The sequence below is a fragment of the Klebsiella sp. 141251 genome (assembly GCF_050600725.1).
In the GTDB taxonomy this organism is placed as follows: Bacteria; Pseudomonadota; Gammaproteobacteria; order Enterobacterales; family Enterobacteriaceae; genus Klebsiella; species Klebsiella aerogenes.
On the sequence record NZ_JAQIRG010000002.1, the window covers coordinates 422,966 to 435,851 of the forward strand.

Consider the following 12,886-nt stretch of genomic DNA (forward strand, 5'->3'; position numbering starts at 1 on the left):
CCGATCGCTTATCGCCGCGCCCGGGTCTGAAGTGAACATCAAGGAGTTAGTGCGATGCAATTCATCTATAAAAAAAACCGTTCTCTTTATATCCCCTACGCTGGCCCGGTTCTGCTTGAGTTTCCGTTACTCAACAAAGGAAGCGCCTTCAGCATGGAAGAGCGTAGCAGCTTCAACCTGCTGGGCCTGCTGCCGGAAGTGGTCGAAACCATCGAAGAACAAGCTGAACGCGCGTGGATCCAGTATCAGGGATTTAAAACCGAGATCGATAAGCACATTTATCTGCGCAACATCCAGGACACCAACGAAACCCTGTTTTATCGCCTGATTGGTAATCATCTCGATGAGATGATGCCGGTTATCTATACCCCCACCGTCGGCGCCGCCTGTGAGCGTTTCTCGGAAATCTACCGTCGCGCGCGCGGCGTGTTCATCTCTTATCAGAATCGCCACAACCTCGACGATATCCTGCAAAACGTACCGAACCATAACGTCAAAGTGATCGTGGTGACCGACGGCGAGCGTATTCTCGGTCTCGGCGACCAGGGTATCGGCGGGATGGGCATCCCTATCGGTAAGCTGTCGCTCTATACCACTTGCGGCGGTATCAGCCCGGCCTACACCCTGCCTATCGTGCTGGATGTCGGCACCAACAACCAACAACTGCTCGACGACCCGCTGTATATGGGCTGGCGTCATCCGCGCGTGACCGACGACGAGTATTATCAATTCGTTGATGACGTTATCCAGGCCATCAAAAACCGTTGGCCGGACGTGCTGCTGCAGTTTGAAGATTTCGCGCAGAAAAACGCCATGCCGCTGCTTAACCGCTATCGTAACGAGATTTGCTCGTTTAACGATGATATTCAGGGCACCGCGGCGGTCACCGTCGGCACATTGATCGCCGCTAGCCGTGGCGCGGGCAGCCAGCTCAGCGAGCAAAAAATTGTCTTCCTCGGCGCGGGCTCCGCCGGTTGCGGTATTGCTGAACAGATCATCGCGCAAATCATGCGCGAAGGGTTGAGCGAAGAGGAAGCCCGCCAGCGCGTATTTATGGTGGACCGCTTTGGCCTGTTGACCGACGGCATGCCGAATCTGCTGTCGTTCCAGAGCAAGCTGGTGCAGAAGCGCGAAAACCTGCAAGGTTGGGATACGACCAACGAAGCGCTCTCGCTGCTTGACGTGGTGCGTAACGTGAAGCCGAATATTCTGATCGGCGTTTCCGGCCAGCCGGGGCTGTTCACGGAAGAAATTATTCGTGAAATGCACAAGCATTGTCCGCGCCCGATCGTCATGCCGCTGTCGAACCCGACCTCCCGCGTTGAAGCCACACCGCAGAACATCCTGACCTGGACCGACGGCGAAGCGCTGGTGGCCACCGGCAGTCCGTTCACCCCGGTGACGGTTAAAGGCAAGCAGTACGCCATCGCGCAGTGTAATAACTCCTATATCTTCCCGGGTATCGGCCTTGGCGTTATCGCCGCGGGGGCATCGCGCGTCACCGACGAGATGCTGATGGCGGCAAGCGAAACCTTAGCCAACCACTCGCCGCTGGTGAATAACGGCGAAGGTCCTGTACTGCCGGAACTGAAAGATATTCAGGCCGTGTCGCGCGCTATTGCGTTCGCTGTCGGTAAAGTGGCTCAGGAACAGGGCGTGGCGGTGAAAACATCGGCCGAGGCGCTGCTGCAGGCCATTAGCGATAATTTCTGGCAGCCGGAATATCGCAACTATCGCCGAACCTCAATTTAATACGTAATCTCTAACCGGGCCAAATATCGGCCCGGTTTTTTTGTCTAATTCGCCTGCCGCTTATTTATATTTTTCGTTCTGATATTTCTTACACCAATATATAAATAAAAACACTTGCTACTTTTCCTTACCCATGCAACATTTTCCACCCCCACATCAAACAAAGGAATGCAAAGTGGAAAATGTGACTTTCAAAGAAAACAAAAACACACAGACAATGATCCGCGTCGTATTAATCCTGATAGGTCTTACTGCTATCTTCGCGGGTCTCTCTCTCTTTAGTGGCGATATGTGGCGAATCATACCCGATGCCGACCCGGAAAAAACCGCAACCGGTACTCTCGTTGGTCTTATTATATATTCACCCAGTAAATTCTTTTTTGCGTTGCTATATATTTTTATCGCCCCTCTAATATGGCTTTTGCTTGTTCGAAAAATCAACTTTCACCTTCTGCACCACCCTATCATCCCTGCAATTTTGTTTCTCTGCGCAGGCATCTTTGTTTTTCTGCATCCAGAAGTGACACCGGGCGAAGACTTGAGCATTCAGTACAGTCGCCACAATAGTTATCATACTTCTATATTCTGGCGAGAAAGAATAACCCGTATTTATCTTAATAACACAATTAAATACGAAACATTTGTCGAGACTAAAGACTCCAGTTGGGATTTTAGCAAATATAATATTAAAAGCGCCTGGCGCTGCAAAGTCGAACAATATTCAAGTTTTTCAACTCTGGGCTTCTATGAAAGCTGGTACCCGGACGATGATCCGCAGGTAATGGCCGCGAACTGTAGACAAATTACGGATATTGAAGGACTCTCTAAAGAAACACTCTACAGTGCCCAGCGGATTGCCACTCAAAATCCCCCGTCAGCGTCGCAAAAAAAGAACGATGAGTAAAATACGACGAAAACCGACATAAACATGTCTGGCTGGCGCGGAATGCCACTATTACTGGTAAACGAGACTTCACTATCACAGACGAGTTAATAGCCAACCACCCGTTAAGTCAGCTGGCAGGAGTGCAAACAGGTCACTCCTGCCCTGGTTGCAGCCTCAGCAAGCCCCTTTGTTCCGTGCGACATCTCAAACTGCCGTCATCGGCAATAAACCCGTACCTGTCTGCTCCACTTTATTGCAATATTTATCGCCGTGTTTACTAAACACCCGTCCATCCTTACGAGTGGCTTCACATATGCTTTATTAACTCGCTCATCCGCGAGTAAAGGTCTTGCCCGCTTACCCGGTCGCCGATAAATTAGCAATCAGATAACGCGGTGCTGAAATAAGCGCGCAGCAAAAACAGAAGGTTTAGGTATGGCGAATATTCGTGATGTCGCCCGTCGGGCCGGGGTGTCAATTAGTAGCGTGTCCAACGTACTTAATAATCGCACACAGCAGATGCGCGAAGAGACCCGACAGCGGATAGTCAAAACGATGGCTGAGTTAAATTACCGCCCGCCGCGTTGCGCCCCGCCGGTCGCCGATTCAGCAACCAAAATGCTCGGCCTGATGGTACCGTCTATCGTCAATCCGAGCTTTTCAGCGCTGGCACATGAACTGGATACTGCCGCGCGCGCTTTTCGCCATCGCCTTTTATTAGGCATTTGCTTCCGCGATGCCGCCGAGGAGTCGGCATTTATCGCGGATATGTTTTTGCATGGCGTACGCGGATTGATCGTCGCCGCCAGCGACGTACGCAAAACCCACTTTGTACGTGCAGCCGAACAAGGCATGACCATTATTAGCTATGACAATCGGCTGGCCGAAAGCGTCCCGCCTCGGGCGCGCTACTTCGATAGTGTCTCAATGGACAACGTTGAAGCGGGACGTCTGGCGGCGCAACATCTGCTGGACAACGGTTGCCGCAATATCGTCTTTGCCACCGAAAGCGGGTTAACGCTAGGGCGCAGCCATAAAATCCTCGGCTTTCAGTCCGCGCTTGCCCAAAGCGGAACAGCGGCAAGAGGCGTGGTGATAGAAGGCAGAGGCAATCGGGAATTCGGCGACGCCGAGATGTTCGAACTGGGCGTAAGTCTGGCGCAAAAAATTAGTGCCCGCACGCCGCGAGTGGATGGCGTGGTGGCGATTAACGATGCGTTAGCCATCGGCATGATGGTTGGGCTCCGCGCGCAGGGCCTGAGAATTGCGGAAGATATTTCGGTCATTGGCATCGATAACATCGCCCTCTCAGCGCTCTCATCGCCCGGCCTTACCTCGGTAATGGCCCCGCTTTCGACAATGGCGTCGATGATGGTAGAGCGGCTCGTCCAGAGAATTGCTGAGCCGGGATTACAAACCGACGAATTTATCTTCGCTCCGGAAGTGATTCAGCGCCAGTCGGTAAGAATAAAGCAACCATAGTTGTTTTATAAATAAATAACACGATGCAGATAATATTTATTATCAGCAGGGAGGCTTACACCCTTTTAGACTCAATACGCATATTAATGTCGGGATTCCCATCCCATTCTTTTGTACTTTAACGAGTATAACCGGAAATAATGATGAACCTACAATCTGCGCAAAATATAGAAAAGAGCGCCATTAAGAAATTGACATGGCACATTGTTCCATTAATGATATTGCTTTATTTTCTGGCTTTTCTTGATCGTAATAATATGGCCTACGCCGCAATGGCGTTAGAGGATAGCCTTGGTCTGACGGCCACCGCCTTTGGCTTTGCTTCGGGAATATTTTTCATCGGTTATTTTATGTTTGAAATCCCCAGCAACGCCGGCACGATTAAGTTCGGTCCGCGGCTGTGGTTCGCGCGTATTCTGATAACCTGGGGAATATTTGCCACCTTGATGGGCTTCGTCAGAACGCCGACCGAACTCTATATCTGTCGTTTTATGCTCGGCGTGTGCGAAGCCGGTTTCTTTCCTTCGGTGGTGTACTACTTCACGATCTTTTTTCCGCCCGCCTGGCGGACCAAAATTCTCGGCATGTTCATTATTGTTCAGCCGCTATCCAACGCCGTCGGTTCACCGATTTCAGGTTTAATTCTGCATATCGATAACGGCTGGTTTGGCCTTGAATCCTGGCAGTGGTTATTTATCCTCGAAGGTATTCCGCCGATCGTTATTGGCCTGTTCATCCCTTTTATTATCAAGAATTCACCACAGGAAGTCGGCTATCTCAACGCTGAAGAAAAAGCGTGGTTAATGAGTAGTACGAACCGTTCAAAATCAGGTAGTAAAGTCTCGCTGGCTGAGTTCGCCAGCGGTATTAAAAATCCCAAATATTTGCTTTATGCACTGCTGAACTTCGGGATGGTTTGCGGGATTTACGGCTTCGGAATGTGGCTACCGTCGATTATTACCGCCATTTCCGGCGATGACATTCTGCGCGTTAGTATGATTGCCCTCATCCCCTACGGCCTGGCGGCGCTACTGGTTTATCCATGGAGCATGCTGGCGAGTAAAACGCGAAAAATCGCCGTTTTTGCCGGTATCAGCATGGTCGTCGCCGCATTAGGACTCGCCGGCGCGGTGGTGTTCTTCAAGTACAACGTCGCGGTTTCACTCTCATTCCTGACCATTGCCGCCATTGGTATCTATACCGCGGTACCGTGTTTCTTATCGATGCCTGCCAACGTCTCGGCGGGCGCGGCGACGGCCGCGGGGCTCGCCGTAGTGAGCTGTATCGGCAACCTGGGCGGCTTCGTCGCCCCCTACGTGGTCGGCCTCCTTAACGACTTCAGCCACAGCAGCACGCCGGGTCTGATATTCCTCGCCATGTGCCTGCTAATCACCGGCCTGATTTGCATTTTCTACTGCGCCAGACAGCGCGAAGGCGTCATTCAATACTGAAAATTTAAGGAAACATCATGGGAACTCTTATTGGTAAAAAAGCATTTATCACCGGCTCTGAACAAGGTATCGGCTGGGCTACGGCGGAAAAACTGATTCTGGCGGGATGCGATGTCTTTTTACACTATCACAGCGGTGAAGAAGGCCCGCAAGCGCTGGCGGCTATCGCCAGCGCGCGAGGGCAAAAAGCGGCCTGGCGCTATGCGGACTTGATTGACACTGAGGACGCGACCGCCTGCGTGCAGGCCGCCGCGGAATTCCTCGGCGGCATTGACATCCTGGTGAATAACGTCGGCGGCATCGTCGGGCGTAAGTGGCTTGGCGAAATTGACCGTCAGTTCTGGCAAACGGTGTTAGACGTCAATATGACCACCATGCTTAACGTCACCCAGGCGGCGCTTCCCTGGCTCAAATCGGCAACGGATGGCGCCAGCATCATTAACCTCGCCTCGCTGGCTGGGCGCTCCGGCGGGCATGCCGGATCTCTTGCCTATTCAACCACAAAAGGGGCCATCCTGACCTGGACACGCTCTCTGGCGGCTGAACTGGGCGAGCATGGCGTACGCGTCAATGCGGTTGCGCCGGGGCTTATTCTCGGCACCCGTTTTCATAACCGCCACACCACACAGGCATCGGCTGATGAAACCATCCGACAAATTCCGCTAAAGCGCGCGGGAACGCCAGATGACGTCGCCCGCGCCATTGCTTTCCTTGCCGGCGAGTATGACGGATTTATCTCCGGCGCCACTATCGATATTAACGGCGGAATTTATCGCATGTAATGCAAACCGGGCGGCCAGAGATTGCCGCCCGCCAGGGAGTTCCTGATGATCAAATTCGAAATTATCCATCCACAACTGCTGGCTGCTCTGGCGAGCTGCGGCCATAAATCACAAATTCTCATCGCGGATAGCAATTATGCCTGTCGCGTTAATGCCAATGCCGATGCCACGTTGATTCATCTCAACCTCGCGCCAGGCATGGTACCGGCAACTTATATCGTCGAAAAACTGCTTACCTGCGTTAATGTCGAACACGCGACGCTGATGGCATCGCCCCCGGAATTCACTAACACCATCGCCAGTGAATATCGGGAGCTTCTACCGACAAACTGCCCGCTTGAATTTGTCGAACGCCAGGCGTTCTACGCTAAGTCCCGGCTGCCGTTGACCCAACTGGTCATTGCTTCCGGCGAACAGCGTCGTTTTGCCAACCTACTTCTCACCGTGGCCCCGGCCTAATCGTCGTACCCGCCGCCGATAAGTCCGGCGGCGCGATCCTCAATGCTGGTATCTGGTCAAAAGACAATTTAGGCACTACACTCCCTGCATCCATCAACCTACTGAAAAAATAAGGAGGACCCCTATGCTGTACTGTGAACTGTTTAATGTTTCACATACATTTGGCGATCGCGCCAGCTCAAGCGTTATCGGTATCGTGCTGCGATAACTTTAGCTTGAGCGAAGAAGCCAACGACTAAATCCCTTCCTCGGGCTTACCGGGTTATCGTCAGCGATGTTTGACGAGGCATTCTCATGCCTGTAACTCTTGAGTAAGTTCACAATGAGCACACTTTTAAGCGCACAATCTCTCCACGTTGATACGGCCTTTGGCCCACTTTTCAACGACCTCTCCTTTACCCTGAAAAAAGGCGATCGCATTGGCCTGATTGGCTATAACGGTTGCGGCAAAAGCACGCTATTGCAGGTGCTCGACGGCACTCTCACGCCGAATTCTGGCAGCGTATCGCGGGCTAATCACTGCCTGCTGGCGCGAGTAGAACAACATCTTCCTGATGCCCTACTCAGCCAACCGTTATTACAGGTGGTACTGGAAAAACTGGCGCCTGGCGAACGGGATTCGCTGCGCTGGCAAGCGGAGCGGCTGCTCGCTGAAATGGGTTTTACCGTTCAACAGACCCAACAGCAAGCCGCCACCCTGAGCGGCGGACAGCATACCCGTCTGTTGCTTGCCCGCGCCTTGATCCAACAACCCGATTTGCTGTTGCTGGATGAGCCAGGCAACCATCTCGATCTGCCGACCCTGCTGTGGCTGGAAAGCTTTTTACAAACCTGGCAGGGGAGCTTCGTGGTGGTGTCGCACGATAACCTCTTACTGGATGCTGTAACTAATACCAGTTGGATTTTACGCGATAAAACGCTGCACGCTTTCTCACTCCCCTGCAGCGCCGCCCGTCGGGCGCTGGAAGAGCAAGATGCAAGCGATGCTCTGCGCCACAAAGCGGAACAAAAAGAGATCGACCGCGTCGCTGCCAGCGCCAAACGGCTGGCCATCTGGGGCCGGGTTTACGATAACGAAGATCTGGCGCGTAAAGCCAAGCAGATGGAAAGGCAGGTTTCACGCCTGAAGGATAGCCAGACGGAACTCACCGCCGGCACGCCGTGGCGTCTTGAGGTGCATGGCGACGCCGTTCGCGCCGATCGCCTGCTGGAGATGGAAAATCTCCCCGTTCCGCCGGCGCCGGGTCTTCCCGCCCTGTTCACCACCGGTGTGGCGCGGCTGCAAAGCGGCGACCGGGTAGCGATAATGGGTCGCAACGGCGGCGGGAAATCGTCGCTGCTGCGCCTGTTATGGCGGCAAATGCAGCAACCGGCTAGCGAAGCCGGCCTGCGTTTACATCCGCGGCTCCATGCGGGTTATTACGATCAAACCCTGCATCAACTGGCGGATGAGGCCAGCCTGCTGGAGGCGCTGGAGCCCTTTGAGCCTTCACCGGAAACGCGCAAGCGGGCGCTGATTTCCGCCGGCTTCGGCTGGGCGCGACACGGGCAGAAGGTCAGCACCCTCAGCGGCGGCGAACGTTCGCGACTGCTGTTTGTCGGCCTGTCGCTGGCAAGCTATAGCCTTCTGCTGCTCGATGAACCCACCAACCATCTGGATATGGAGGGTAAAGAGGCGCTGGCGGCGACGTTGCGGGAATATCCCGGCGGCCTGCTGCTGGTTAGCCACGATCGACAGCTCATCAGCCAGAGCTGTAACCGCTTCTGGTTAATTGATGAAGACGGGTTAAGCGAGTGGCACGACGTCGACGAGGTGTACACCCGTCTGCGCGGCAACGAGCGCCTTCAGAGCCCGGCGACCCAAACGCCGCCGCAGGCGACGACCGTCGACGACCTGCAAGAGGATCTGCTGGAACGTCTGGTGATGCTGGAGCAGTTATTGGCGGACGATCTGCAGCGTAAGCCGAAGCATCAGAAACCGCAGCTACAGGCGCAGTGGCGTCAGGAGATTGAGGAAATTAATATACAGTTGAGTTAACACGCTTATGCCACCGGAGCTTTAGCGCCCCGGTGGCATGACGGCTTTAGCGGCGGGTAAACTGTTGCTCAAGCATGGTCTTCCCCCATTGATCGCCCCGCCACTCTTTACTCAGCGTAAACCCAAAGGATTCATATAATTTACGCGCCGCCTGCAAGCCGCTAAATGTCCATAGCTGAACCGCATCGAAGCGCTGATTATCACAAAAGTTGATGGCTTCAGTCAGCAAGCGCCGCCCCACGCCGCTGCCACGACAGCCATCGCCGAGAATAAACCAGCGCAGATGCGCTTCATTATTACCGAGGTCTTCGCCATCAATGGCGACAGAGCCGACGACGACGCCATTTTTGACCGCCAGCCAAATCTGGTTACGTTGATTGTTCAGCCTGCCAGAAAATTCAGCCAGACCGCTGGCGACTTTACCTTCAAAAAAATGGCCAAAGCCGTAATGCCGGGCGTAATACTCACCGTGCATTTGCGCAATGCGGCCAATCATTCCCGGCTGATAGCCGGTGACTATCGTGATGTCGTTTGGTCTGCTCGTGACCGGCTGCTGACGACAGCGCTCAAGCGCCCACGAATAGGCCGTCAACCCCTCGGCAACGATCTGCTGCTGTGCGCTATCCAAATGCGCCAGCGCCTCAATCACCCGCATGGCGCCGTACTCATGAATGCGGGCGACCGTCGCCTGCCCTTTGGTTGTCAATGAGAGTTGTTTAAAACGCCCGTCATCAACACAACCATTTTCCTCTATCTCGTTAGCGGTCTGCAGGCGCGATAGCATGCGGCTGACGCTCGATTTATCCAGCCCCAATACCTGCACCAGTTGCGCGGCGGTCATCGCGCCATGATTAGAAATCTCCAGCAGCGCATGCACCGCTGAAGGTGAATAGTCGGTGGCCGCCAGCGTGCTGTTCATAAAGCCGAGCTCGCGCACCATCAATCGTGATGCGCAACGAATTTGATCGATAAGTAAAGTGTCAGACATGGTGACATCCATGAATCAAGATAGTTGCATCATACAACCACCATTCGCTCACCCTGTCAATCACCCTGACGCACGTAGCGCAATGCCGATTAAGCCCCCTAAAATTAGTATAAACGGATGAATATTGTGCCAAATATGCGGCAAATCCCCCCATTCCCAACCATACCGCTTGTAATTAGCGACATAAGATCTAATCCTTAATGAGTATTATTTTCGCTGTTAGCACCTTCGTATCATTAACAAGGAGAAACGCATGAAAGCTGCTGTAGTCACCCACGACCACCAGATTGATGTAACCGACAAAAAGTTACGCCCGCTGGAGCATGGCGAAGCGCTGCTGAAAATGGAATGCTGCGGGGTCTGCCACACTGACCTGCACGTGAAAAACGGCGATTTCGGCGATAAAACCGGCGTCATTCTTGGCCATGAGGGCATCGGCATCGTGGAAAAAGTCGGCCCTGGCGTGACGTCGCTGAAGCCGGGCGATCGCGCGAGCGTGGCCTGGTTCTTCGAAGGCTGCGGCCACTGCGAATACTGTAATAGCGGCAACGAAACCCTGTGCCGCTCGGTGAAAAATGCCGGCTATACCGTCGATGGCGGGATGGCCGAAGAGTGTATCGTCACCGCTGATTACGCGGTCAAAGTGCCGGATGGACTGGATTCGGCCGCCGCCAGCAGCATCACCTGCGCCGGCGTCACCACCTATAAAGCGGTGAAGGTCTCACACATCAAACCCGGCCAGTGGATTGCCATTTATGGCCTCGGCGGCCTGGGTAACCTGGCGCTGCAATATGCCAAAAACGTCTTTAATGCCAAAGTGATCGCCGTTGACGTCAACGACGGACAGCTGGAGCTTGCCGCCTCGATGGGCGCCGACCTGACGGTTAATTCCCGCAACGAAGACGCCGCCAAAATCATTCAGGAGAAAACCGGCGGCGCCCACGCGGCCGTGGTTACCGCCGTTGCTAAAGCGGCATTTAACTCCGCCGTAGATGCGGTTCGCGCCGGCGGCCGCGTCGTCGCCGTTGGCCTACCGCCGGAAGCGATGAGCCTGGATATCCCTCGCCTGGTGCTGGACGGTATTGAAGTAGTGGGTTCGCTGGTCGGTACCCGTCAGGATCTGATTGAAGCCTTCCAGTTTGCCGCCGAAGGCAAAGTGGTGCCGAAAGTCACTCTGCGCCCGCTTGGCGATATCAACGCCATCTTTAAGGAGATGGAACAGGGCCAAATCCGCGGCCGCATGGTTATCGATTTCCGCCGTTAATTCTGTCTGACTCTGCCAGACGAAAAAGTCTAACCTACTGACTATTCCCGCATGTTGGGAATAGTCAGAATTCGCAAATGCTTAGCGCAAATCGTTGGTTCCTTTGTATTCCGTCGCGCCCGATGATGGCAAGACAATAGATAACAAAGGAATTCACCATGCAAAATCGTTTTCGCCTGCCTACGCTTGCCGCCCTTTTTATCGCAGGCGCATTTTCAGTTTCGGCCGCGCAAACGCCGATCAAAGGCGGCACCTTAATTTATCTGGAACAACAGCCGCACACCAATCTCTATCCGCCGGCCGGCGGTTTTTACCCTAACGGCGGGATCCTCAATCAGATAACCGACAAGCTGACCTGGCAAAACCCGGAAACGCTAGCTATCGAGCCGTGGATCGCCGAAAGCTGGACTAGCAACGACGATAAGACCGAATATACCTTTAAGCTGCGACCTGGCGTCACCTTCTCTGACGGCACCCCGCTCGATGCCAACGCGGTCGCAAAGAATTTTGATACTTACGGTTTGGGCAATAAAGCCCTACGTCTGCCGGTTTCCGAAGTGATCAACAATTACGATCGTAGCGAAGTCATCGATCCATTGACCGTCAAATTCTACTTCAAAAAACCCTCACCGGGATTCCTGCAAGGTACCGCGACGATTGGCTCCGGGCTGGTTTCCCTCAGCACCCTGGCGCGAAGTTTTGAGGCGCTGGGCGATGCCCGCCATATCATTGGTTCCGGCCCCTTTACGGTAAAAGATGAAAAACCCGGACGCGAACTAACCCTGGTGGCGCGGAAAGATTATCAGTGGGGGCCGAAAAATCTTGCTCAGCAAGGCCCGGCGAACCTCGACGGTATTACCTATATCGTCACGCCGGAAGATAGCGTACGTATTGGCGCACTGCTGGCGGGACAGGCCGGGTTTATTCGCCAGGTGCAGGCCTATGATGAAAAACAGGCGACCGACCAGGGCTTTAATATTTATGCCGCGCCGACGCGCGGCGTTAACGATAGCCTGAGCTTCCGCCCTGATAATCCGCTGGTTGCCGACCAGCGGGTACGCCAGGCGCTACTGCATGCGACCAACGCCAAACAGGTTGTCGAAACCCTTTTCTCACCTAACTATCCGCAGGCAAGTTCCGTCATCGCCCGCACCGCCGCGGGATACGTCGACTTAAGCGACAAACTGGCCTTCGATCAGCAGAAAGCCAAACAGCTGCTGGATGAGGCGGGCTGGATCCCGGGCGCGGATGGTATCCGACAAAAAGCGGGGCAACGGCTGGCGCTCACCGTCTATGAATCCCTGCCGCAGCCGCAGAACAAAGAGGTGCTACAGCTGGTCGCGCAGCAGTGGCGTCAGGTTGGCGTGGCCTTAAGCGTGAAAGCCGGCGACGCCGGCAGCCGGGTACTGGATAATCTCGACCCGCTGAAAACGCCATTAACCGTTTCTGAAGTTGGTCGCGCCGACCCGGACGTGGTGAAGAGTATGTTCTTCCCGGCTAATCGCGATGCCTTGCTGCAACAGGGCGGTTCGAGCGACAAAGTAAAATCCTTCCGTGACGATAAGCTCAACGCCCTGTTAACCGCAATCTCTGCCGAAGTGGATGGGCAAAAGCGTCTGCAGCTAACTGGCGATGCACAGCGTTACCTGCTGGATAACGCCTACGTCATTCCTATCTTTGAAGAACCGCAGGTCTTTGCCGGCGCGTCATGGGTAAAAGGCGTACGTTTTGAAGCCGTAGGCCGTCCGTCGTTTTACGGCGTATGGCTGGATAAACACTAAGGG

Annotated in this window: 10 protein-coding genes; 9 read left to right on the top strand and 1 reads right to left on the bottom strand. The window is 54.1% G+C overall.

What is annotated here, in order from left to right; genetic code table 11:
• Positions 1 to 54: 54 nt before the first annotated feature.
• The 7 genes from PGR09_RS06610 to PGR09_RS06640 all read left to right on the top strand — a co-directional run bounded on the left by PGR09_RS06610 (position 55) and on the right by PGR09_RS06640 (position 8,850).
• Positions 55 to 1,752 (top strand): NAD-dependent malic enzyme, encoded by a 1,698-nt coding sequence (locus PGR09_RS06610; protein WP_015366493.1) that lies wholly within the window; start codon positions 55 to 57, stop codon positions 1,750 to 1,752.
• 217 nt (positions 1,753 to 1,969) lie between these two features.
• On the top strand, positions 1,970 to 2,656 hold the full coding sequence (locus tag PGR09_RS06615) for a glycosyl transferase (protein WP_316422431.1): 687 nt from the start codon (positions 1,970 to 1,972) through the stop codon (positions 2,654 to 2,656).
• A gap of 417 nt (positions 2,657 to 3,073) precedes the next feature.
• Positions 3,074 to 4,120 carry a LacI family DNA-binding transcriptional regulator gene (locus PGR09_RS06620; protein WP_316422333.1) on the top strand — a complete coding sequence of 349 codons (1,047 nt, stop codon included), beginning with the start codon at positions 3,074 to 3,076 and terminating at the stop codon, positions 4,118 to 4,120.
• 143 nt (positions 4,121 to 4,263) lie between these two features.
• Positions 4,264 to 5,571, top strand: coding sequence for an MFS transporter (locus tag PGR09_RS06625; RefSeq protein WP_430915950.1), 1,308 nt, complete (start codon positions 4,264 to 4,266; stop codon positions 5,569 to 5,571).
• 17 nt (positions 5,572 to 5,588) lie between these two features.
• A complete protein-coding gene (locus PGR09_RS06630) occupies positions 5,589 to 6,353 on the top strand; it encodes an SDR family NAD(P)-dependent oxidoreductase (protein ID WP_047048589.1) in 765 nt (254 codons plus the stop codon).
• Between the two features lie 45 nt (positions 6,354 to 6,398).
• Complete coding sequence (locus PGR09_RS06635) at positions 6,399 to 6,812, top strand: RbsD/FucU domain-containing protein (protein WP_047048592.1); 414 nt, start codon at positions 6,399 to 6,401, stop codon at positions 6,810 to 6,812.
• 322 nt (positions 6,813 to 7,134) lie between these two features.
• Positions 7,135 to 8,850, top strand: a complete 1,716-nt coding sequence (locus PGR09_RS06640; protein ID WP_047048594.1) for an ABC-F family ATP-binding cassette domain-containing protein — start codon at positions 7,135 to 7,137, stop codon at positions 8,848 to 8,850.
• 46 nt (positions 8,851 to 8,896) lie between these two features.
• On the opposite strand, the gene PGR09_RS06645 is transcribed toward PGR09_RS06640, so the two are convergent.
• Positions 8,897 to 9,838, bottom strand: a complete 942-nt coding sequence (locus PGR09_RS06645; protein WP_047048599.1) for a bifunctional helix-turn-helix transcriptional regulator/GNAT family N-acetyltransferase — start codon at positions 9,836 to 9,838, stop codon at positions 8,897 to 8,899.
• A 253-nt stretch (positions 9,839 to 10,091) separates the two neighbouring features.
• Here PGR09_RS06645 and adhP point away from each other — a divergent pair, with 253 nt between their 5' ends.
• Complete coding sequence (adhP, locus tag PGR09_RS06650) at positions 10,092 to 11,102, top strand: alcohol dehydrogenase AdhP (RefSeq protein ID WP_015366486.1); 1,011 nt, start codon at positions 10,092 to 10,094, stop codon at positions 11,100 to 11,102.
• A 158-nt stretch (positions 11,103 to 11,260) separates the two neighbouring features.
• On the top strand, positions 11,261 to 12,883 hold the full coding sequence (locus tag PGR09_RS06655; protein WP_430915951.1) for a TIGR04028 family ABC transporter substrate-binding protein: 1,623 nt from the start codon (positions 11,261 to 11,263) through the stop codon (positions 12,881 to 12,883).
• The last annotated feature ends 3 nt before the right edge of the window (positions 12,884 to 12,886 follow it).